Raw genomic sequence first — 21,981 nt, 5'->3', positions numbered from 1 at the left:
TACAAAAGCCTTGAACTGAAAACAGACAATGTCAAACAATAAGTACCAATTTATAAAAAAATCGGCCAAAAAGCCGATTTTTTCTGTTCAAAACAACATCATTCAGCTGATATTCACGCAGGATGAACTTCATTCATATAGTCTTGCATAAGCAAGCGCGTAATTTCACCGGGAGTAAAATAATATTTCCCAATCTCTGAAACCGGTGTCACTTCAGCGGCAGTTCCGCATAGAAAACATTCGCTGAAACCCGCCAGCTCTTCGGGCATGATAACCCGTTCAACAACTTCCAGACCACGGCCCCTTGCAAGTTCAATAACCGTGCGACGGGTAATACCATCCAGAAAACAATCAGGCTTTGGCGTGTGCAAAACACCGTCTTTCACAAAGAAAACATTGGCCCCGGTCGCTTCTGCCACCTGTCCGCGCCAGTCGAGCATCAAGGCATCAGCATAGCCCTTGGCCTCGGCTGCATGTTTGGAAATCGTGCAGATCATATAAAGACCAGCAGCCTTGGATCGCGAAGGTGCTGTGCGCGGATCAGGGCGGCAATAATCTGCAATATCGAGGCGAATACCCCTCATTTTTTCTTCCGGCGAAAAATAGCTCGGCCATTGCCAGATTGCGATTGCCAGATGGATACGGTTATTCTGTGCCGAAACACCAAGGGATTCCGAGCCGCGCCAGGCAATCGGACGCACATAAGCATCCTCAAAACCCTGCTTTTTTAACAATTCACGACAGGCATTGTCGATTTCTTCAACGCTGTAGGGAATCTCAAAACCAAGAATACGAGCGGATTCATGCAAACGCTCACTATGTTCCGTCAATTTGAAAATTTCGCCGCCATAAGCACGCTCACCTTCAAAACCGCACTTGCATAATGCAAACCATGGGTCAGCACATGAACCTTCGCATCCTTCCAGGCGACGAACTCGCCATCCTGCCAGATAAACCCGTCACGTTGATCGAATGGAATCCCAGCCATTTAGCTTCCTCAAAATTGGGCTTCATTTCCTGCCAGCCCGTTTGGTCCAATCGGACCTTTTCTAGTCTTTTTCTACAAGTTAAATCGATTAACCAGCAAGTAAGACGTATTTTTCGTCAACTACAGAGGCATTTTACAACCAGATACACTGATTTTCGCACAAGCAAATATGCGTCAACCGGCCATATAAGGCATGTAAAACATAGATATTTCCGTCAATTGCGGAAAATAACGCTCGCTATTATGCGGCACCGTCCTTATTGGACAGTATGTCACAGCAAACTGCGTAATTATCTCTCCTCCAACATGCTACAGCACAAACTTTATTCCCAAAAAACCAGTCTGCACTTACCAAAAATTATCTTGGTGATTGAAATATGTCAACAATGCTGACATATTTATCGCAACAGGATGGAGCCTCGATGTGAATTCGACCAACGACGTGAACTATATCAGCACCCCTCTGACATCCCGGGAGGCTGACGATCTTAACGTCATTGAACTTCTATTCTTCTCCTATCGCGATTTCACCGCGGATCCAGACCTGATCCTTGAAAAGATCGGATTTGGCCGGGCGCATCACCGTGTTCTCTATTTCATCAATCGCAAACCCGGCATGACGGTTGCAGAACTTCTGGAAGTTCTGCGCATTACCAAGCAAAGCCTGTCGCGCGTTCTCAAGCAACTCATCGATACCGGTCATGTTATTCAAACCACCGGCGTAGATGACCGCCGCCATCGTAAAATTTACCCGACAAAAGCTGGACGGGAATTGACGCTTGCGCTCGCTTTGCCACAGTCGCGCCGCATCGCACGGGCATTGGAAGAATCGGGAACGGCAGAACGGCAAATTATTGAACGGTTTTTATACAATATGGTCAATCCTGAACGCCGCACCCAGATTGATGACTTTGCAGCCACCGAAACGGCCTGTGATGTACCGGACCCTAAGCTTGACAAGGTTGGGGCCTAACAAACAACAATACCAGCGCACATAGACGTGCCGTCTTACAGTGACTAAGATACAGAAAGCGGCAATATGAACAGGATGGGATCGAGCGGCGCCATGACTGTCGAAGAAAAAAAGTCTGTAGAAGAAAAGAACCTTTCGGATGACGCACCTCATCTTCTTGTTGTCGATGATGACACAAGAATTCGCAGTCTTCTGTCGCAATATCTGACGACAAGTGGTTTCCGTGTCACCATGGCGGCAAGTGCTGCAGAAGCACGCCGCAAGCTTGAAGGCATCGATTTCGATCTATTGATCCTTGATGTGATGATGCCGGGCGAAACCGGTGTCTCACTGACCCGTTCTCTGCGTGAGCAGAAAAGCGTGCCAATCCTGATGCTGACCGCCCTGTCGGAAACCGACAGCCGCATTGATGGACTATCTGCGGGTGCAGATGATTATCTGCCAAAGCCTTTTGACCCGCGTGAACTGATTTTGCGTATCAATAATATTTTGCGCCGCGGTGCAGCCCCCGCGCAACCCAAGATCGAGCAAATCGTTTTTGGTCCATATACATTCTTCATTCCGCGGCGCGAGCTGAAAAAAGGCAGCGAGACAATCAAGCTGACAGACCGCGAGCAGGACATTATGGCTATTTTTGCCGAGCGGGCTGGTGATACAATTCCACGCCATGAACTGACCGGACAAGATGGCGATGTTGGAGAGCGCACAATCGATGTGCAGATCAATCGCCTGCGTCGCAAAATCGAGCAGGACCCGGCCAACCCGGTCTGGCTGCAAACGGTTCGCGGTATTGGCTACAAGCTGAGCATCGAATAAAACAGAACCAAACAGCGGAGCGTCACAAATTTCAGAGCGTGACCGAATATATGCTAACAGCAAAACCGTCTGGAGTATTCTGAGACGATGACGTCCCTCTGGAAAACCCTCCTGCGCTGGTTGGCGCGTCGCATGCCCAAAGGGCTTTATGCACGCTCGCTCATCATCATCATCGCGCCAATGGTGCTGCTCCAGTCGGTCATTGCCTATGTGTTCATGGAGCGGCACTGGCAAATGGTGACAGAGCGGCTTTCTACAGCCGTTGTTCGCGATATTTCCGCAATCATCGACACGCTGGAAACCTATCCGCAGGAACCCGGTTATGACAATCTGATCCGCATTGCGCAACAGCGTCTGGGATTGAATATTTCGATCCTGCCGCCCGACCCGTTGCCGCCACCGGGGCCAAAACCGTTCTTCGCCATTCTCGATTATTTCTTAAGCGAAGAGATTACCCGCCAGATTAATCGCCCCTTCTGGGTGGATACGGTTGGTGATTCTGATCTTATCGAAATCCGCATCAAACTTGACGATAAGGTGCTGCGCGTCTTTGCACGCCGCAGCCAGGCCTATGCGTCCAATACCGGCATCTTCCTGACATGGATGATCGGCACCGCGCTGGTTCTTCTGATCATCGCTATTGCTTTTCTGCGCAACCAGATCAAACCGATCCAGCAACTTTCACAGGCTGCGGAAAGCTTTGGTAAAGGGCGGCCAATGCCGGAAGATTTTCGCCCCCATGGTGCAGAAGAAGTGCGCCGCGCAGGTATTGCATTTATCCAGATGCGCTCACGCATCGAGCGTCAGATCGAACAGCGCACCGCCATGCTTTCCGGCGTCAGCCACGATTTGCGCACTATTCTGACCCGCTTCAAGCTGCAACTGGCGCTGACCGGCAATGCGATCGATACCGAGCCGCTCAATCAGGATATTGCAGATATGCAAACCATGCTTGAGGGCTATCTGGCATTTGCTCGCGGCGAAGGTTCTGAAGAAGCAGCCACCTATGATATGCGCCTGCTCTGTGACAAGCTTGCCAATGAAGCCCGACTGCGCGAGCGCGGCTTCCATTATTCCATTGAAGGTGGCAGCGAAGTGAATGTGCGGCCCAATGCCTTCTCGCGTCTGGTCAGCAACCTTGTCTCAAATGCGTTCCGCCATGCGCAAAATGTAGAACTTAGCGTCACCCATGAAAATGGCTGGCTGAAAATTGTCGTCGATGATGATGGTCCGGGTATTCCAGAGGATCGCCGTGAAGATGTGTTCAAACCCTTTGTGCGCCTTGATGAAGCACGCACACAGGATTCAGGCGGCACAGGCGGGCTTGGACTGGCAATTGCTCGTGACATTGCCAGAAGCCATGGCGGGGATATTGAACTGGAAAATGCGCCCAAAGGTGGCTTGAGAGCAATTATCAGAATCCCGGCTTAGGGTCAGGACTCATTAATTTGATGAGAATGGCATCTGAAATGACAAGATATGCAAGAAGAGACGTGAGGACCGGGGTAGTTCCCCCGGTTGAGCGGCTCGACGCAGCAGATCGCAAGTCATTTCGATGTCCGAAGGATGTGGTCCATCCGCCCGGTCTACGTCGTCGGAAAAGATTGAAAATGAACCACATTTCCTTCGCCTTTCCTTCTCGTATCCGAACGGATGACCTCACACCATTCCCGTCAAATTAATGAGTCCTGACCCTAAACTTTGTTCAATGCCTGCGCTGCAAGATAACCAAGAGCCGTTGCAGCAAAACATGCAGCCAGCGAAATACCGACATTCAGCAAAGCGCGTCCCGGCATGCCGAGGCGCAGCAGATCAACGGTCTGCATACTGAATGAGGAAAAAGTGGTGAACCCGCCACAGAAACCGACGAGAAAAGCCACCCGCCAGATTTCCGGCAATTCAAAGCGGCTGGATGCAATCGTCATCGCACCAAAGAAGGCAATGGCAAAAGAGCCTATAATATTGACGACAATTGTACTCCATGGCAGATCGCGGCTGATCGGTGCCAGCCAGAGCGAAAACCAATAGCGCAGGACACTCCCCAGCGCTCCGCCAATTGCGACGACAATTGTTCCCTGCATCTGCTTATCCCAGTGATTTTAGGTGCATTATAAATCGGGCTTAAAGGATCAGAATAATTTAACGCCGTCCTGAACTTTTTTATCGACTGCGGCAAGGACAACATCACCATTTTCATCAGGGAAACCAAGCGTCAGAACTTCGGACATAAAAGGGCCGATCTGTCGCGGCGGAAAATTGACCACAGCCATAATCTGACGACCGATCAGATCTTCCGGCTGGTAATGTCTGGTAATCTGCGCAGAGGATTTCTTAATGCCGATTTTATCACCAAAATCGATCTTCAGCTTGAAGGCTGGCTTTCGTGCTTCAGGAAACGGCACGGCTTCAACAATTGTTCCCGTGCGAATGTCGACTTTCTCGAAATCTGCCCAGGCAATCGTTTCAGTTCCACTCATTTCATCCCCCTGAAGTTCATCCCGGCTCAATCGACCGGGATCAGATATTATGCCCGTCCGACGGTTTCAAACAAAACACTTTCCAGCGCTTCGCGTGCACTCACACCGGACCAGACCACAAACTGAAACGCCTGAAAATAATTTTCGCATGCTTCAAGCGCTGCAGAAAGCAGCACTTCCACCTGCCGGCTGGTTGGTTCCGCCCCCCCTGCAAGCAGAAGCGACTGACGATACATGATCGCGCCTTCCTGCTGCCAGAGATCGAAATGGCCCATCAGAAGCTTTTCATTGATCAGTGACAGCAACCGCATCACTTCATTGACGCGAGGCTCAGCAACCTTGATGTCGAAGGCACAGGCCAGATGCAGCGCTTCAAAATCCTCCATCCAGGAGAAGGAAATATGGTAGTCGGTCCAGTTACCCGCCACCGAAATTGCAATTTCATCGTCGCCAGTCCGCTCGAACGTCCAGTCGTTTGAATTTGCGACATACTCAATCACATCCACCGGATGCGCTTCGCGTGCAAATTCAAGCTCAAGAAGGCTCATGTCCGTTTCCTGTTCTGGGAAGTATTTGTCAAAAACACTTCCAAATTCCTGGCGCGCAAATCATTGCTCGCCCGTGTCGCTTCCGCATAAGAACAAGTGCAGAAAAAAGACACGAATTGATCTGTTGAGAAATTGGCACACTGAAACAGTATGCAATGACTCAATGGCCCACGCACATACGCAACTGATACTGGAAAGCAGCCTGAAGACGCCAAAACCTGAAACGACAGCCCCTCGCCGCTGCCTACATGACGCTATTACGAATCATGTAGTGTTTTCAGTCTATTGATGCTGAATCTGAACGCCAGCCCCTTTCTTGAAAAGAGGCATTAAAGCATGTGGAAATATGAAAGGGACAGACATGAACCCTTGCCTTAAGCGACTCTAAGACAAGGGTTTTTGGCACTTGCGGCCTGTTAATAAAAAATTATGAATTATCTTTGGATTTCGCTGCCTGAGCAGAGTTTTTTGCCGCTTTCGCAGTCGAATCAACTTCAAATTTAGCAAGACGTGCTTCGACTGCTTCGATTTTGACAAGCAAAGCAGCATTTTCAGCACGCGCCTTTATTGCCATTTCACGCACCGCTTCAAAGTCTTCACGCTGCACAACATCAAGCGTGTTGAGCACGCGCTCACTCTGCGAGCGCAAAGCAGTCTCGACTTCGCGACGCACACCTTGCGCAGCACCTGCCGCATCCGTCACAAGCTTGGCGAGTTCATCAAGAACCCGGTTTGATCCGCTGGTCATGGCTTTTTTCCCTGTTTCGATACGGTCTTGTTGAAAACCTCAATTTGAAATAGGGCCGTCTCGGTTCGGATGCAAGTGAAGCTGTATAAACGTGATAACTTGACCACTTGGATATCGTCGCGCATGGTCCGCCAGAAAACGGAGTTATTATATTATGGAGACTTTGCAGTCTGCCACAGGCCTCGCCTTTCCAAACATCGATCCGGTCATTTTCTCGATCGGCCCCTTTGCCGTGCACTGGTATGGTCTGGGTTATGTCATCGGCATCATGTTTGCATGGTGGTATGGCAAAAAGCTCCTGCGCAATCATCGCCTGTGGGCCAACAATCAGCCACCGATGCAGCCGCAAGCTCTTGATGACTTTGTGATCTGGGCAGCACTTGGTGTGGTGATCGGCGGACGTCTGGGCTATGTGCTCTTCTACAACCCTGCCTATTACTTCTCCAATCCATTAGCGATACCAGCCGTCTGGGATGGCGGCATGTCGTTTCATGGCGGAATCCTGGGCACCACAATTGCAATGATCTGGTTTGCACGCTCACGCGCAATCAAGGTCTGGAGCATGTTTGATACGATCGCTGCCGGTGTTCCTGTTGGCCTCGGTGTGGTGCGCGTTGCAAACTTCATCAATGATGAACTTTGGGGTCGCGTCAGCGATGTCCCATGGGCAGTACGCTTCCCCAATGGCGGCGGCGTTCCACGCCATCCAAGCCAACTCTATGAAGCATTCCTCGAAGGTTTCGTGCTTTTTTTCGTTCTGTTCATGCTTATATGGGTCGGCAAAAAGCTGAAAGCTCCGGGATTTATCGCAGGCACATTTGTTTTAGGCTACGGTCTCAGCCGCATTGTCGTCGAGTTCTTCCGCGAACCGGACGCACAGCTTGGCTATCTGTTCGGCGGATGGCTCACCATGGGTATGATTCTGTCGCTTCCAATGGTGCTTATCGGTCTATGGGCCATGTTGCGTGCCAATCGGGCAGCCGCAAAACATGCCTGATACATCACTGAAAGACCGGCTGAAGCGACTGATCCGCACCACGGGACCGATCAGCATTGCCGATTATATGGCTGCATGTCTTGGCGACCGGGAAGCAGGCTATTACACGACGCGCGAGCCTTTTGGGCGCGATGGCGATTTCATCACCGCTCCCGAAATAAGCCAGATGTTTGGTGAATTGATCGGCATCTGGTGTGTGGGCGTGGGGGAGGGATTCGAACGCCCGGCCAATGCCATTTTATGCGAGATCGGTCCCGGCCGTGGCACATTGATGAGCGACATGCTGCGCACAATTACCAGGCTTGCACCGCAAATATCGCATTCCATGCGCGTTGCAATGGTTGAAACCAGTCCGCGTCTGATAGAGAAACAAAAACAGACGCTTGCAGATCAGAAAATCTCAATTGAATGGTATGAAAAGTTTTCAGACATTCCAGAAGGACCACTGATCCTCGTTTCCAATGAACTATTCGACGCAATCCCTTTCCGGCAATTTGTGAAATCCAATGGGCGTTTTGTCGAACGAATGATCGCCCTTGATGAAAACGGCGAATTCCACTTTGTCAGCGGTGCAGCTGGCATTGATGAAGCATTGTTACCTGCCGGGCATCAGGCAGCACCTGAAGGCACAATTTTTGAAGCGGCCCCGGCGCGTACTGCTCTCATGCAGCAAATTGCGCAGCGCATCATTGCTTCACACGGTGCAGCACTGACAATTGATTACGGTCATCTGCAATCAGGCTTCGGCGATACCCTGCAAGCCATGCTTAAACACAATTATGACGATGTCTTCGCCCACCCCGGAGAAGCGGATCTGACCAGCCATGTTGATTTCGACATGCTGGAAAAAACTGCACGCAATTGCGGTTGCATGACCGCAACCATGACCCAGGGCGATTTTCTGCTTTCCATGGGGCTGATTGATCGCGCAGGACGTTTGGGTTCCGGGCGCGATGAGGCTTTCCAGAACAAAATTCGCGAAGACGCCGAACGATTGGCTGCACCGGATCAAATGGGAACACTTTTCAAAGTGCTGGCCATCAGCGATTCAAAGACCCCGATTTTTCCGTTCAATACGAACTGACAAAACCCACTGTCAAAAAGCTTCAATTGACAAGCCAATCTGCGTCCCTCACCATCCCGTCCTTTGAAAAGAGAAAATCCATGTCCGATAAGCCACAACCGCTTCGCTCCCCATTGCTGGACGGCCCTGCCGGTCAAAACGGCAAGCATATTGTACATGGCTTTTTCACACGCAAGGGCGGCGTATCGGAAGGCATTTATTCAGGTCTTAACGTCGGCAGCGGCTCAAATGACGTCCCGCAACTGGTGCAAGAAAATCGTCGTCGCGTCGCTGAAACACTCGGCGTTGCACCGGATCACCTGATAACTGTGCATCAGGTTCATTCGCCTGATGTGATTTATGTTACGAAACCATTGGGCACACCACGCCCCAAGGCTGATGCGATGGTCACAGACATTCCGGGCATTGCGATTGGCGCCTTGTCGGCAGATTGTGGTCCGGTCCTGTTTGCCGATCATCAGGCAGGCATTATCGGCTCCGCCCATGCCGGCTGGCGTGGCGCTTTTACCGGTGTTCTCGAAAACACCATTGAGGCCATGATCAGACTTGGCGCAAAGCGCGAGAATATCATCGCAGTGCTTGGCCCAACCATCGGCCCTGAAAATTATGAGATCGGACCAGAATTTTATTCCGAATTTACAGGCAAAGACCCATCTTTTGCCAAATATTTCCAGCCATCGGCCAAAGACGACCACAAGCTTTTTGATCTCTGGGCCTTTATCACCGACCGGCTGACTGCCGCAGGCGTCAAGGCAGAGGCACTGCGTCAATGCACCTATGCCGATGAAAAGCAGTTTTATTCCTATCGGCGCACAACCCATCGTGGTGAGCCGGATTATGGACGTCAAATCGCTGCCATCGCTATTGTAACCGACTAGGGAGAACCGCATGGCCCTTCACTTCGAGCCGGAAGAATTCGCCGCACGTCGCGACCGTCTGATCCTGAAGATGGAGGAAGAGAAACTGGATGCTTTGCTGCTGTTTGCACAGGAAAGCATGTATTGGCTGACCGGCTATGACACATTTGGTTTTTGTTTTTTCCAGTGTCTCGTCGTCAAGGCCGACGGATCGACTGTCCTGATGACACGCTCTGCCGATCTCAGGCAGGCGCGTCACACATCCAATATCGAGAATATCGCCGTCTGGACAGACCGCGATAATGCCAATCCCGCAATCGATCTGCGCAATATTCTCACAGAACTTGATCTGCTTGGCATGCGCATCGGTATCGAATATCAGGCCCATGGCCTGACAGGCGCCAATGCCCGCAAACTGGATGAACAATTACAGAGCTTTGCCAAACTCTATGATGCATCGGGCATGGTGGACCGTCTGCGCCTGCTCAAAAGCCCGGCTGAGATCGCTTTTGTCAAACATGCGGCAGAACTAAGCGATGACATACTTGATGCCGCCCTTGGACTGACCAGTGCAGGTGCCAGTGAAGCTGATATTCTTGCTGCAATGATGAGCGCCAATTTTGCAGGCGATGGTGATTATCCTGCCAATGAATATATTATCGGCTCAGGCCCTGATGCCCTGCTCTGCCGTTATAAATCGGGACGGCGCACAATTTCAGCCAATGATCAGCTGACACTTGAATGGTCAGGTGTTTTTCGTCACTACCATGCGCCCATGATGCGCACCATCATCATTGGTCAGCCAACATCTGAACATCATAAACTCTATGAAGCGGCCCGTGAAGCGCTGGAAGCTGTTGAAACGGCCATGACGCCCGCCTCAACTTTCGGCAATGTTTTTGACGCCTATTCACGCACCATGGAGGCGCATGGTCTTACGCGCCATCGTCTGAATGCCTGCGGCTATTCCGTCGGCGCACGCTTTGCGCCATCATGGATGGACCCGCAAATGTTTTATTCCGGCAATCCGGAAAACATCCAGCCGGATATGACCTTGTTTGCGCATATGATCATCATGGATTCAGACACACAAACGGCCATGACGCTTGGCCGGACATATCTTACCACCAATGGTGCAGCCGTGCCTCTCACGCGGCATTCGGCAGATATGATTGTCAAGTGAGCCGGGATAAGCGATAAACGGCATTCACGGCGCAGGAATGGTCTGCGTTTTCTGGAGCATGAAGCTGAACATGAACAAGGCACATCTTTCGATGATGTTGTTGCTTGCTGCACTTCTGGCCGCATGTAACAGCACTGAAAATGCATTAAACATACAGGGTTCCAACCAGCAACCCGCGCAAGACACGACGACACCTGTCCAGCCCGCAACAGCAACGACAGCACCCGCACAAACGGCCCCGCGCTCGGCGTCTTTGCAACCGGGCAAGCTTTATATAGCACCAATCATCGGTGCGCCGGTCAATATCGTAACGCCTCTCGCGCACCGCATCAATGATGATGCGCGTGCCAAAGGTGTCGAGCTTGCCGGCAATAATGGCACTGATGCAACCTATGTCATGAAAGGCTATTTCTCGGTTCTGTCAGAAGACAATCAGACAACTGTTCTTTATGTCTGGGATGTTCTGGATAATGCCGGCAACCGTCTGCATCGCATTCAGGGACAGGAAAAAGTACCGGGCGCTGCGGCAGACTCATGGAGCATTGTCCCTGCCTCTGCCATGCAATCCATTGCTGACAAGACCATGCAAGAATATTCGAGCTGGCTTGCGGCAAATCGCGCATGAAAAAGAGCTTACGCGGCAAAGGACTGAAATATCTTGCTGAATCATGGTTATAACCCTGTTGGAAAGCACTCGGATAAGGCTTTTTACAGCAAATGTGACCGGACAGGACTTGCAATGACGGTGACTCTTTGCAATAGGCCGCTCATTCGAGAAAACCTTGAAAGCTGCGCTGCTTGATCCATTGGGTGATAGTAGGCGGCTTTAAAGTTTTTAAGAGTGTGAATATGCAGCCCGGCCAGTTTCGGTCTGCAACCAGATAAGAGATTACGTCCGTTTCACGGACTTTTTGCGACAGAACGAAACTGCTCCGGCTTCAGAGGCAAAAAGAATGAAACTTTTCGCAGGCAACTCCAACCGGGTTCTTGCCGAATCCGTTGCTCAACATCTCGACATTCCGCTCGGCAAGGCCACAGTGCGCCGTTTCGCCGATCAGGAAATCTTCGTAGAGATTCAGGAAAACGTGCGCGGCGAAGATGTATTCGTTCTGCAATCGACCTCCTATCCGGCAAATGACAATCTGATGGAACTGCTGATCATGATCGATGCGTTCCGTCGCTCCTCAGCACGCCGCATCACTGCCGTTCTGCCATATTTTGGCTATGCACGTCAGGATCGTAAACCCGGCCCGCGCACACCAATCTCGGCAAAGCTTGTTGCCAACCTCATCACCGAAGCCGGTGCAAGCCGCGTTCTGACCCTTGATCTGCATGCAGGTCAGATTCAGGGTTTCTTCGATATCCCGACCGATAATCTTTATGCGGTCCCGGTCATTGCGCGTGACGTGAAGGCCAACTACGCCAGTGGCAACTGCATGGTGGTTTCGCCAGACGTGGGCGGTGTGGTTCGTGCCCGTTCGCTCGCAAAACGCATTGATGCACAGCTTGCGATCGTTGATAAGCGCCGCGAACGCCCGGGTGAATCGGAAGTGATGAATGTTATCGGTGATGTCAGCGGCAAAGACTGCCTGCTGTTCGACGACATCGTCGATTCCGGCGGCACACTGTGCAACGCGGCAGAAGCACTGCTTGCAAAGGGCGCCAACAGCGTGACTGCTTATATCACCCACGGCGTTCTGTCCGGCGGCGCTGTTGCGCGTATCGCTTCGTCAAAGCTGAAAGAACTGGTCATCACTGACTCGATCCAGCCCACCACAGCAATCAACGATGCGCCAAATATCCGCGTTCTGTCGATTTCCAGCCTGATCGGTGAAGCGATTGCCCGCACCGCCGCTGAAGAATCGGTTTCAAGCCTGTTCGATTAATCACCTAAGATCGCAAAGACATGCCGCAGACAATAAACCAGCGGCATGTCGAGTTTCAGGCTGTTAAACAATAATCTTGGCAAAACTGCCCTATTCAGCAGCCACCGTTTCATCCGCCTGATCATCAGGAGCATTTGGATCGCCCGGTGCCGTCTCGCATTCGAGATCAGGGAAATTGACGATCCGCAAACCTTTGAAATCATTGCGCACGACCAGCAGGCCACGCTCTTCAAAATAAGTCAGCAAACGACGGGCACGACTTAGAGAATGCGTGCCGTAAGCACGTGCCAGCGCCGCATCCGAGGGGCACACGGCACCTGTTACCGCTGCCTGCGCGACAATCAGAAAAACCCCCTGCACATCGTCGGTCAGGCTTTCTGAAAGAGCCAGCGCCTTTTGCCATGTCTCACTGGTCGCCACGTCACTTTCGATACTGGCTTGCGCAACCGCAAGCCGGCGGCGGAAGGCAGGCAAGGCCAGCGGTTCACCCGGAACCCGGTGAATGCGGCAGCGCACCAGAAAATCCTGATAAAGCACCGCTACCGAACGGAAAGATGCTTCGGGATCGTCAACAATCTCGCGCATGACTTTATCAAGCAGACTATCACGCTCGGCTTCCACAATACCGGGGAATAAAGGCGCTTCGACAGGTTCTGCTTCCGGCTTTGGCTTTGCCACCTGTGCCAGAATTTCTGCGGTCGACGGTGGTGGAGGCGGTGGTGGCGTGCGCCGCACAACGGTTCTGATTTCTTCAGGCGCCGGCGTGAAAATAAGATCACGGGCATCTTCGGGTGCATCCGGCAAAGGCATCAGCTTTGGCGACGACGAACGCGCAGAGGTCTCAACCTTGCCGATTTTAATCGGCAATGGACGCCGCGACAAAGCCGGTCCAAGCGCAATGAAATGACCGCGTTGCAAATCGCGGAACATCTCCGCTTGCTTGCGTTCCATACCCAGCAGATCGGAAGCACGCGCCATGTCAATATCGAGAAACGTACGCCCCATCAGGAAATTCGATGCTTCGGCCGCCACATTCTTGGCAAGTTTTGCAAGGCGCTGCGTGGCAATCACACCGGCAAGACCGCGTTTGCGGCCACGGCACATGAGATTGGTCATGGCACCAAGCGAAAGCTTACGCGCTTCATCCGATACTTCGCCACCAACTGCGGGCGCAAAAAGCTGCGCCTCATCAACCACCACCAGCATCGGATACCAGTAGTCACGCTCGGCATCGAACAGGCCACCCAGAAAGGCTGCGGCAGCACGCATCTGCTGCTCGACATCAAGCCCTTCAAGATTAAGCACCACCGAAACACGGTGCTGTCGGATACGGCTTGCTATGCGGGTGAGTTCGGCTTCCGAACGCGCAGCATCAACCACCACATGACCGTAAAGATCGGACAGAGTGACAAAATCACCTTCGGGATCAATGATGCACTGCTGCACCCATTGCGCACTTTGCTCAAGCAGGCGGCGCAAAAGATGCGACTTGCCCGATCCCGAATTGCCCTGCACCAGAAGCCGCGTTGCGAGAAGCTCTTCCAGATCAAGCATGGCCTGCTTGCCACCACCAAGCGCCGCTGCCGAGGCAGAACCACTTCCAGCAACAGCACCCATGTCGATACCGACCTGCATCTCGTTTCCTTTGTTTAGAGCATAATCCGACCGGAGCGGAGCGAGGATCGATAAGATTATGCTTGATGTAAAAGAGCCAAAGCGCCGATCTGATTTAATCAGATCGAAATGCGCTTCGGCGAATCTTGTGACGACTCGGCAAGTAAACCTGTAATCCGTCTGCCACGCGCTTAACATTTTTGACGCGGCTAATGCCAGTCGTTAAGACAAAAGCCCACAGAAGCCGTGCAGCACCTTGCATGAAAAGCACCTTTGTTCTATAGCACCGCCATCCGCGTAGACACCCTTGGAGGCAACGCGGGATGAAGCAGCCTAGTCTTGCACTGTGTGAAAACAATACGGGGTAAAAGACAGCGTGGGCTGTTTCATGTCACTCGCTGAATTTAAACTGCGGGCGACACTCCAGTAACTTTGAAAGGAAATGCCATGAGCGATAATTACGTGCTCAAGGCCGATCTGCGTACCCGGGTTGGTAAGGGGTCCTCCCGCGAACTGCGTCGCAACGGCCAGATTCCAGCAGTCATCTATGGTGACAAGCAGGAGCCACTCCCTATTGCGGTTTCCTATAAGGAAATCTTCTACAAGATTCACGGCGGCGGTTTCAAAACCACTGTTGCCACCATCGAAGTAGACGGCAAGAAGATTCAGGTTCTCCCTAAGGATTACCAGCTCGATCCAGTCCGTGACTTCCCTCAGCACGTCGATTTCCTTCGCGTAACTGCGAAGTCGATTGTTGAAGTCAGCATTCCTGTGCAGTTCATCAATGAAGACAAGGCACCGGGCATCAAGGTCGGCGGCATGCTTAATGTCGTGCGCCATGAAGTTGAATTTCATGCTCCAGCCAACGCAATTCCCGATGCAATCATCGTCGATTTGAGCGGTCGTGAAATTGGTGATGCCATTCACATTTCTTCCGTTGAACTGCCTAAGGGCGTCACACCTGTCATTCAGGATCGTGATTTCACGGTTGCAACAATTGCTGCACCTGCCGGCTTCAAGTCGGAAGAAAATGCAGAAGGCGAAGCCAAGGACGGCGAATAATCGCTTGTCCCATTTGAGGGTCAGAAAACCATGCTGCTCATCGCAGGACTTGGCAATCCCGGCCCTCAATATGCGCATAACCGACACAATATCGGTTTTATGGCGGTGGATGAAATATTCCGCCGCCATAGATTTTCCAACTGGCAGAAAAAGTTCAAGGCCGAGATCGCCGATGGTGTGATTGATGGCGAAAAAGTGCTGCTTATCAAACCAATGACTTTCATGAACCTTTCCGGTCAGTCGATTGGCGAGGCCATGCGCTTTTATAAACTCACCCCTGCCGATCTCGTCGTGATCTATGACGAACTTGACCTGGCACCTGCAAAGCTGCGTATCAAGACAGGTGGCGGTTCAGGTGGACATAATGGGATCAAGTCCATTGATGCCCATATGCAGGCTTTCCCCAAGGGCAAAGATTATCGCCGCATGCGCCTTGGTATCGGCCATCCCGGTGCAAAAGAACTGGTTCACAATCATGTTCTGGGCGATTTTGCCAAGGTCGACAGTGAATGGCTGGACAAGCTGTTTGGCGCCATATCGGATAATATCGGTATGCTTGCCAAAGGTGACGACAATGGTTTCATGAACCGCGTCGCAATCGCCATGGGCGATGGCAGCAAGCGTCCCAACGGTTTCAAGGCTGATCCGACACAATTGGAAAAAGCCCCGCCCAAAGCACAAAGCCATATCAGGCAGGCGCGTCAAAACGCAGCCAAACCGAATATTCCGGTAAACGGAACAATGGCTGAAATGCTCAGGAAACTCCTGGGAAAAAAAGATTAAAGCACGACTTTCATGCGCTGCTCTTGACGCTTCGTAGTTACATGTCGCATAGCGGCACTGGCTTTATTCAAGTTGTATAACGACACTAATTCTATTCTAGTCTGACAGGTAAGATCATGGGTTTCAAATGCGGCATCGTCGGCCTGCCCAATGTCGGCAAGTCCACGCTTTTCAATGCGCTGACCAAGACTGCGGCAGCACAGGCTGCAAACTATCCATTCTGCACCATCGAGCCAAACACTGGTGAAGTGGCGGTTCCCGATCCACGCCAGAATGGTATCGCCAAGGTTGCAGGCTCGAAGGAAATCATCCCGACCCGCATTAATTTCGTTGATATTGCAGGTCTTGTACGCGGTGCTTCCAAGGGCGAAGGTCTTGGCAACCAGTTTCTTGCCAATATCCGCGAAGTCGATGCCATCGTGCATGTCCTGCGTTGCTTTGAAGATGACGACATCACCCATGTTGAAGGTCGCATCGATCCCGTTTCAGACGCAGAAACCGTAGAAACAGAACTGATGCTCTCGGACCTTGAAAGCATCGAGCGCCGCATTGTGCAGATCCGCAAGCGTGCCTCTTCCAAGGACAAGGAAGCCGTCACTGTTTTACCTGTGATGGAACAGGCTCTGGAGCTGTTGCAAAATGGCAAACCGGTTCGCCTGATGCTCAAAGACATTGCGCCAGATGACCTGCTGATCCTCAAAGGTTTGAACCTGCTCACTTCAAAGCCAGTGCTTTATGTCTGCAATGTCGCGGAAAGCGATGCCGCCAAGGGCAATGAACACAGTGCAGCGGTTGCAAAAATGGCCACTGAACAAGGCGCTGAAAGCGTCATCATTTCTGCTGCAATTGAAGCAGAAGTTGCCCAGCTTGCGGACGAGGAAGCCAAGGAATATCTGGACGCCATGGGCCTTGAAGAACCGGGCCTCGATCGTCTTATTCGCGCAGGCTACAAGCTTCTCGACCTCATCACCTATTTCACGGCTGGTCCCAAGGAAACACGCGCATGGACCATCAAGCGTGGAACCAAGGCTCCGGGCGCAGCCGGTGTCATCCATACGGATTTCGAGCGTGGCTTCATTCGTGCCCAGACCATCGCCTATGAAGACTATATCAAATATAATGGTGAAGTCGGCGCCAAGGAAGCAGGCAAAGCGCGGGACGAAGGCAAGGAATATATCGTCCATGACGGCGATGTGATGCTGTTCCGCTTTAATACCTGATACGATCAGGCCACCGTGAGAGCGGTGGCTTTTTTCTTATTCGGGAGGAGACCGGATTGACTGACAAAGCACCCAAATATGCTTATGAAGATTTCACGCCTGGACTGAAACTTCCCTTTGGTCCGCGCAACATTACCAAAGAAGAAATAATCGAATTCGCCCGCGAGTTTGACCCCCAGCCCTTCCACCTTGATGAAGAAGCAGGCAAAGCGAGCGTTCTTGGCGGCCTTGCTGCATCCGGCTGGCATACTGTATCTCTTTACATGCGCATGATCTGGGATGCTTATCTCAAGGATTCCACTTCGCAGGGCAGCCCAGGCATTGAATTTAACCGCTGGAAACGGCCTGTGCTTGCAGGCGACACGCTAAGCGGTGTCTCGACTGTAATTGAGCGTCGTCGGTCTCAATCCATGTCGCATATAGGTATTCTCACCATTCATAACGAAATCGTCAATCAACGCGGCGAGGTCGTTTGCGAGCTTCAGCACATCATCATGATGGGCCTTCGCAATCCTGAGATCGAAGGAGAAGCGGCATGAATTTCATCGAAGAACATCTCGGTGAAGAGCTGACCATCGGCAGCCATAGATTCACCGCGGAAGAAATTACGCACTTCGCATCAAAATTTGATCCGCAACCATTTCATCTGGATGCAGAAGCGGCAAAAAACAGCGTTCTGGGCGGCCTTTGCGCGTCAGGCTGGCATACGACAGCCGTCTTCATGAAACTCAATGTGGCAGCGATTGTCGAGGCAACCAAAGACGCTATGAAGCGCGGCGAGATCCCGCCGACATTCGGCCCCTCACCCGGCTTTGAGAACCTCAAATGGCTGCGTCCGGTCTATGCAGGCGATACAATCACTTATAAGCGCACAGTGCATGCGGTTCGCCCGCTCAGCTCGCGTCCCGGCTGGTCGATGCTCTCCATGAGCAGCAATGCTTATAACCAGCATGGCGACAAGGTTTTGTCCTTCGACAATGCCGCAATGGTCAAGCTGCCATCATAAAAAAAGCAACGGTGTCACGCATCAGGCACCGTTGCTTTTTCAAGAAAATCAATCGCCTTCAAACTCGACAAGCGTACGCACCGGCACGTCAAGCGCTTCAAGCTTTTTGCGTCCGCCAAGGTCTGGCAGATCAATGATAAAACAGGCCGCAACGATATTAGCCCCCATCTGCAACAAAAGCTTGGCTGCGGCTTCCGCCGTGCCACCAGTTGCGATCAGATCATCAACAAGAATGATACGCTCGCCCTTCTCGATAGCATCGCGGTGCATTTCCATTTCATCAATGCCATATTCAAGGCTGTAAGCAATCCTTACAGTATCGCGTGGGAGCTTGCCTTTCTTGCGGATTGGCACAAAACCCGCCGAAAGCTGATGGGCAATCGCACCACCAAGAATGAAACCACGCGCTTCAATACCCGCAACCTTATCCACCTGATTGCCTGCAAAAGGATAGACCAATTCGTCAACCGCCCGGCGAAACGCTCGCGCATCCCCCATAAGTGTCGTTACATCACGGAACTGGACCCCCGGCTTCGGATAATCAGGAATTGTTCTGATCGCGTCCTTCAAAGTTGCTTTGAACCCGGATTCCATTTTCAGTCCTTTCAGGGGAGAAGCCAGCGGCTTTCTCTTGATCAACTATCGTGAATTCCCTTCAACCACGATATGCCCATTGAGCCAAGTGGCTTTACACTTTTTTGAGAAACTTAATGCAGCGCCAACAAAAAGGGCGCCGTGAGGCGCCCTTTTCAATATGCTGAATGATCAATCAGTGCTTTATATTTGACCAGATCGAACGCTTGGCGATGTATACAAGGCCAGCAAACAGGATCAGGAAGATCATAACCCTGAAGCCGATCTTCTTGCGTTCTTCCAGATGCGGCTCGGCAGACCACATCAGAAATGCAGAAACGTCACGCGCATATTGATCCACCGTCTGCGGTGAACCATCATCATACGTCACCTGATCGTCACTTAGCGGCTTGGCCATGGCAAGCGACTTACCCGCGATAAAATACGGATTGTAATAAGTCCCTTCCGCAACCGTCACGCCTGCCGGTGGCTGTTCATCGTAACCGGTTAAAAGCGCATGAATATAATCCGGGCCTGCTTCGGCATATTGCGTGAATATGTCAAAGATAAAGGTCGGAAAACCACGTTCAACCGCACGCGCCTTGGCAATCAGCGAAAAGTCCGGTGGTGCAGCGCCATTATTGGCAGCCGCTGCCGCTGCCGCATTCGGAAATGGTGCTGGAAAATGATCCGTCGCTATGGCCTTGCGGGTGAACATTTCACCATCTGCATTTGGACCGTCTTCAACTTCATATTCCGCAGCAAAAGCCTTTACCTGATCCGGTGAATAGCCAAGCGCTTCCAGATTGCGAAACGCCACCAGATCCAGTGAATGGCAGGCCGAACAGACTTCCTTATAAACCTTGAGACCGCGCTGAAGCTGCCCCTTGTCATAAGTACCAAATGGGCCTGAGAAGCTCCATTTTTCCTGTTTCGGATGATGGATCGGAAAATGTTCAGGCTCACCCTCGCCGCCATCGGCAGCAAAGGCTCCTCCCATTGTCAGACCGAGTGCTACCAGCGGAGCAATACCGAAAGCAGCGAAACTCTTGAGGATGTTTTTCATTGTTACGTCCTTCATCTCGCGCATCAGCCTTTGATTTCCACTGGGGTAATCCCGGCCTTGCTTTCGCTCTTCTCAAGCACGGCCTCGGTAATCGAATTTGGCAGACGCTTCGGCGTCTCGATCAGGCCAAGCACCGGCATGATGATGATGAAAAATGCGAAATAGTAGAACGTGCCAAACTGCGCCAGCAGCGTATAGACGCCTTCCGCAGGACGCGAACCCAGCCAGCCAAGGAAGATGGCATTGATCACGAACAGCCAGAAGAACAGCTTGAACCAGGGACGATAAACCGCCGAACGAACCTTGGAAGTATCGAGCCATGGCACGACAAACAGGATCGCAATCGAGCCAAACATCACCAGAACGCCACCAAGCTTGGAATCGATCGGGCCGATATTGAAGGTGATCGCACGCAGCATCGCGTAAAACGGCAGGAAGTACCATTCCGGCACAATATGCGCTGGCGTCTTCAAAGAGTCTGCCGGAATATAATTATCCGGGTGCCCCAGAAAGTTCGGCATATAGAAAACGAAATAAGCGAAGAAAACAAAGAAGACGAGCGCACCAAAAGCATCCTTGATGGTTGCATAAGGTGTAAACGGCAAAGTATCGGTCTTCGATTTGACTTCAATGCCGGTCGGGTTTGTCTGGCCTGTCACATGCAGCGCCCATACATGCAGGATAACAACGCCCACAATCATGAACGGCAGCAGATAATGCAGCGAGAAGAAACGGTTCAGCGTTGGATTATCCACCGCAAACCCTCCAAGCAGCAATTGCTGGATCGGCTCGCCTATCACCGGAAAGGCTGTAAAGAAGCCCGTGATAACCGTGGCCCCCCAGAACGACATCTGACCCCATGGCAGCACATAGCCCATGAAGGCTGTCGCCATCATAAGCAGGAAAATCACCACGCCGAGAATCCATAAAAGCTCGCGCGGCGCCTTGTAGGAGCCATAATAAAGTCCGCGGGCAATATGCAGATAGACCGCAATAAAGAAGAAAGAGGCGCCATTTGCGTGCATGTAGCGCAGCAGCCAGCCCGAATTGACGTCACGCATGATCTTTTCGACCGAATTGAACGCAATCGTCGTTTCCGCAGCATAATGCATCGCCAGCACAATGCCGGTAATGATCTGTGCAATAAGCATGAAGCTCAAAATGCCGCCAAACGTATACATATAATTCAGGTTACGCGGCGTCGGATAAGCAACAAAGGAATCATAAACGAGGCGCGGCAAAGGCAGCCGCTCATCGACCCATTTTTCGATGCCGGTCGAGGGCGTATATGTGGAGTGATGACCACTCATATTTTATCTCCCCAAGATCTGTTTAGCCGATCCTGATGACCGTATCGGAAGTGAATGCATATTCCGGGATGTACATATTTTCCGGGGCGGGACCGCTGCGGATACGACCGGCCGTATCATAGGTCGAACCGTGGCACGGACAGAACCAGCCACCGAATGAACCGGATTCACCCAGAGGTACGCAACCAAGATGCGTACAGACGCCAACCATGACGATCCAGTTTTCCTTGCCTTCACCTGCCGAACGGGCGACATCCGTCGCTTCCGCATCCAAAGGAAGATTGGCATTGCGCGCAGCAATATCTTTCAGATCGCTCAAGGCTGTCACCTTGGCTTCTTCAACTTCCTTGGCAGTACGATTGCGAATGAAAATTGGCTTGCCGCGCCATTTGACGGTCATCGATGCGCCTTCTTCAAGCGAAGATACATCAACCTCAATAGAAGCTGCAGCGAGTGTCGAAGCATCAGGACGCATCTGGTCGATAAACGGCCATGCCAGGCCACCGACAGCAACGACACCGGCCATTCCCGTCGCAATATACAAAAAATCACGCCGTGTCGGCTCAGCCGTGTCGTGTTCGCTCACGTGCCAATTCCTTTTTAACCTGGATATCCAATTTAAAACTCCCCTCGTTCGGCTTGCACTTGTGCAAAAGCCATGCCGCCCTTTGCGCTCACGCGCAAAAAGCAGTTCTACAAGTGTTTGCAGAACGATATTCCCTCCATCTCAACACTAAGGTGTAGGCAGGTTGAAATCCCTTGTCCAGACGCCAAGCCTCAGGGACGGCAC

23 protein-coding genes and 1 pseudogene are annotated in these 21,981 nt (G+C 51.8%); 14 read left to right on the top strand and 10 right to left on the bottom strand.

Going from position 1 to position 21,981, the window contains the following annotated elements; all coding sequences use genetic code 11:
* Positions 1-113: 113 nt before the first annotated feature.
* Positions 114-988: pseudogene (locus tag FHY56_RS03410) on the bottom strand (branched-chain amino acid aminotransferase).
* 424 nt (positions 989-1,412) lie between these two features.
* On the opposite strand from FHY56_RS03410, the gene FHY56_RS03405 reads away from it, so the two are divergent.
* From FHY56_RS03405 to FHY56_RS03395, 3 genes are all read left to right on the top strand, one after another.
* Positions 1,413-1,961, top strand: coding sequence for a MarR family winged helix-turn-helix transcriptional regulator (locus tag FHY56_RS03405; protein WP_140903771.1), 549 nt, complete (start codon positions 1,413-1,415; stop codon positions 1,959-1,961).
* A gap of 75 nt (positions 1,962-2,036) precedes the next feature.
* On the top strand, positions 2,037-2,777 hold the full coding sequence (locus FHY56_RS03400; protein WP_193556762.1) for a response regulator: 741 nt from the start codon (positions 2,037-2,039) through the stop codon (positions 2,775-2,777).
* Positions 2,778-2,864: 87 nt separating this feature from the next.
* Complete coding sequence (locus FHY56_RS03395) at positions 2,865-4,208, top strand: ATP-binding protein (RefSeq protein ID WP_140903769.1); 1,344 nt, start codon at positions 2,865-2,867, stop codon at positions 4,206-4,208.
* A 263-nt stretch (positions 4,209-4,471) separates the two neighbouring features.
* Here the strand turns inward: FHY56_RS03395 and crcB are convergent, their stop codons facing one another.
* The 4 genes from crcB to FHY56_RS03375 form a co-directional block, all read right to left on the bottom strand.
* Positions 4,472-4,858, bottom strand: coding sequence for a fluoride efflux transporter CrcB (gene crcB, locus FHY56_RS03390; RefSeq protein WP_140903768.1), 387 nt, complete (start codon positions 4,856-4,858; stop codon positions 4,472-4,474).
* Positions 4,859-4,906: 48 nt separating this feature from the next.
* Complete coding sequence (locus tag FHY56_RS03385; protein ID WP_140903767.1) at positions 4,907-5,254, bottom strand: tRNA-binding protein; 348 nt, start codon at positions 5,252-5,254, stop codon at positions 4,907-4,909.
* Positions 5,255-5,301: 47 nt separating this feature from the next.
* Complete coding sequence (locus tag FHY56_RS03380; RefSeq protein ID WP_140903766.1) at positions 5,302-5,802, bottom strand: type III secretion system chaperone family protein; 501 nt, start codon at positions 5,800-5,802, stop codon at positions 5,302-5,304.
* A 427-nt stretch (positions 5,803-6,229) separates the two neighbouring features.
* Positions 6,230-6,550 carry an accessory factor UbiK family protein gene (locus tag FHY56_RS03375; protein ID WP_140903765.1) on the bottom strand — a complete coding sequence of 107 codons (321 nt, stop codon included), beginning with the start codon at positions 6,548-6,550 and terminating at the stop codon, positions 6,230-6,232.
* A gap of 151 nt (positions 6,551-6,701) precedes the next feature.
* Here FHY56_RS03375 and lgt point away from each other — a divergent pair, with 151 nt between their 5' ends.
* The 6 genes from lgt (at position 6,702) to FHY56_RS03345 (ending at position 12,557) form a co-directional block, all read left to right on the top strand.
* Complete coding sequence (gene lgt / locus FHY56_RS03370; protein WP_140903764.1) at positions 6,702-7,547, top strand: prolipoprotein diacylglyceryl transferase; 846 nt, start codon at positions 6,702-6,704, stop codon at positions 7,545-7,547.
* Positions 7,540-8,631 (top strand): class I SAM-dependent methyltransferase, encoded by a 1,092-nt coding sequence (locus FHY56_RS03365; protein ID WP_140903763.1) that lies wholly within the window; start codon positions 7,540-7,542, stop codon positions 8,629-8,631. Before lgt ends, FHY56_RS03365 begins: the two co-directional genes overlap by 8 nt.
* An 80-nt stretch (positions 8,632-8,711) precedes the next feature.
* On the top strand, positions 8,712-9,509 hold the full coding sequence (gene pgeF, locus FHY56_RS03360) for a peptidoglycan editing factor PgeF (RefSeq protein ID WP_140903762.1): 798 nt from the start codon (positions 8,712-8,714) through the stop codon (positions 9,507-9,509).
* Positions 9,510-9,519: 10 nt separating this feature from the next.
* Positions 9,520-10,671, top strand: a complete 1,152-nt coding sequence (locus tag FHY56_RS03355; RefSeq protein WP_140903761.1) for a M24 family metallopeptidase — start codon at positions 9,520-9,522, stop codon at positions 10,669-10,671.
* Positions 10,672-10,729: 58 nt separating this feature from the next.
* Positions 10,730-11,296, top strand: coding sequence for a hypothetical protein (locus FHY56_RS03350; protein ID WP_140903995.1), 567 nt, complete (start codon positions 10,730-10,732; stop codon positions 11,294-11,296).
* A gap of 328 nt (positions 11,297-11,624) precedes the next feature.
* On the top strand, positions 11,625-12,557 hold the full coding sequence (locus FHY56_RS03345) for a ribose-phosphate pyrophosphokinase (RefSeq protein ID WP_140903760.1): 933 nt from the start codon (positions 11,625-11,627) through the stop codon (positions 12,555-12,557).
* A 90-nt stretch (positions 12,558-12,647) separates the two neighbouring features.
* On the opposite strand, the gene FHY56_RS03340 is transcribed toward FHY56_RS03345, so the two are convergent.
* Positions 12,648-14,192, bottom strand: a complete 1,545-nt coding sequence (locus tag FHY56_RS03340; RefSeq protein ID WP_140903759.1) for a helicase HerA domain-containing protein — start codon at positions 14,190-14,192, stop codon at positions 12,648-12,650.
* A gap of 426 nt (positions 14,193-14,618) precedes the next feature.
* Between FHY56_RS03340 and FHY56_RS03335 the strand changes: the two genes are divergently transcribed.
* The 5 genes from FHY56_RS03335 to FHY56_RS03315 all read left to right on the top strand — a co-directional run bounded on the left by FHY56_RS03335 (position 14,619) and on the right by FHY56_RS03315 (position 18,242).
* Positions 14,619-15,233, top strand: a complete 615-nt coding sequence (locus tag FHY56_RS03335; protein WP_140903758.1) for a 50S ribosomal protein L25/general stress protein Ctc — start codon at positions 14,619-14,621, stop codon at positions 15,231-15,233.
* A gap of 30 nt (positions 15,234-15,263) precedes the next feature.
* Positions 15,264-16,016 carry an aminoacyl-tRNA hydrolase gene (pth, locus tag FHY56_RS03330; RefSeq protein WP_140903757.1) on the top strand — a complete coding sequence of 251 codons (753 nt, stop codon included), beginning with the start codon at positions 15,264-15,266 and terminating at the stop codon, positions 16,014-16,016.
* A 116-nt stretch (positions 16,017-16,132) separates the two neighbouring features.
* Positions 16,133-17,236: a redox-regulated ATPase YchF gene (gene ychF / locus FHY56_RS03325; protein WP_140903756.1), complete on the top strand. Its 1,104-nt coding sequence runs from the start codon at positions 16,133-16,135 to the stop codon at positions 17,234-17,236.
* Between the two features lie 56 nt (positions 17,237-17,292).
* Positions 17,293-17,775, top strand: a complete 483-nt coding sequence (locus FHY56_RS03320; protein WP_140903755.1) for a MaoC family dehydratase — start codon at positions 17,293-17,295, stop codon at positions 17,773-17,775.
* A complete protein-coding gene (locus FHY56_RS03315) occupies positions 17,772-18,242 on the top strand; it encodes a MaoC family dehydratase (RefSeq protein WP_140903754.1) in 471 nt (156 codons plus the stop codon). Before FHY56_RS03320 ends, FHY56_RS03315 begins: the two co-directional genes overlap by 4 nt.
* A 48-nt stretch (positions 18,243-18,290) precedes the next feature.
* On the opposite strand, the gene FHY56_RS03310 is transcribed toward FHY56_RS03315, so the two are convergent.
* The 4 genes from FHY56_RS03310 to petA all read right to left on the bottom strand — a co-directional run bounded on the left by FHY56_RS03310 (position 18,291) and on the right by petA (position 21,777).
* Positions 18,291-18,836 (bottom strand): adenine phosphoribosyltransferase, encoded by a 546-nt coding sequence (locus tag FHY56_RS03310; RefSeq protein WP_140903753.1) that lies wholly within the window; start codon positions 18,834-18,836, stop codon positions 18,291-18,293.
* Between the two features lie 175 nt (positions 18,837-19,011).
* Entirely contained in the window at positions 19,012-19,881 is an 870-nt protein-coding gene (locus tag FHY56_RS03305; protein ID WP_193556754.1) for a cytochrome c1, read from the bottom strand.
* 23 nt (positions 19,882-19,904) lie between these two features.
* Positions 19,905-21,191, bottom strand: a complete 1,287-nt coding sequence (locus FHY56_RS03300; RefSeq protein ID WP_140903752.1) for a cytochrome b — start codon at positions 21,189-21,191, stop codon at positions 19,905-19,907.
* 22 nt (positions 21,192-21,213) lie between these two features.
* Complete coding sequence (petA, locus tag FHY56_RS03295) at positions 21,214-21,777, bottom strand: ubiquinol-cytochrome c reductase iron-sulfur subunit (protein WP_140903751.1); 564 nt, start codon at positions 21,775-21,777, stop codon at positions 21,214-21,216.
* Positions 21,778-21,981: the final 204 nt, after the last annotated feature.

It is taken from the genome of Brucella gallinifaecis, assembly GCF_006476605.1.
Classification (GTDB): domain Bacteria; phylum Pseudomonadota; class Alphaproteobacteria; order Rhizobiales; family Rhizobiaceae; genus Brucella; species Brucella gallinifaecis.
This window is presented reverse-complemented; position numbering and strand designations above follow the sequence as displayed.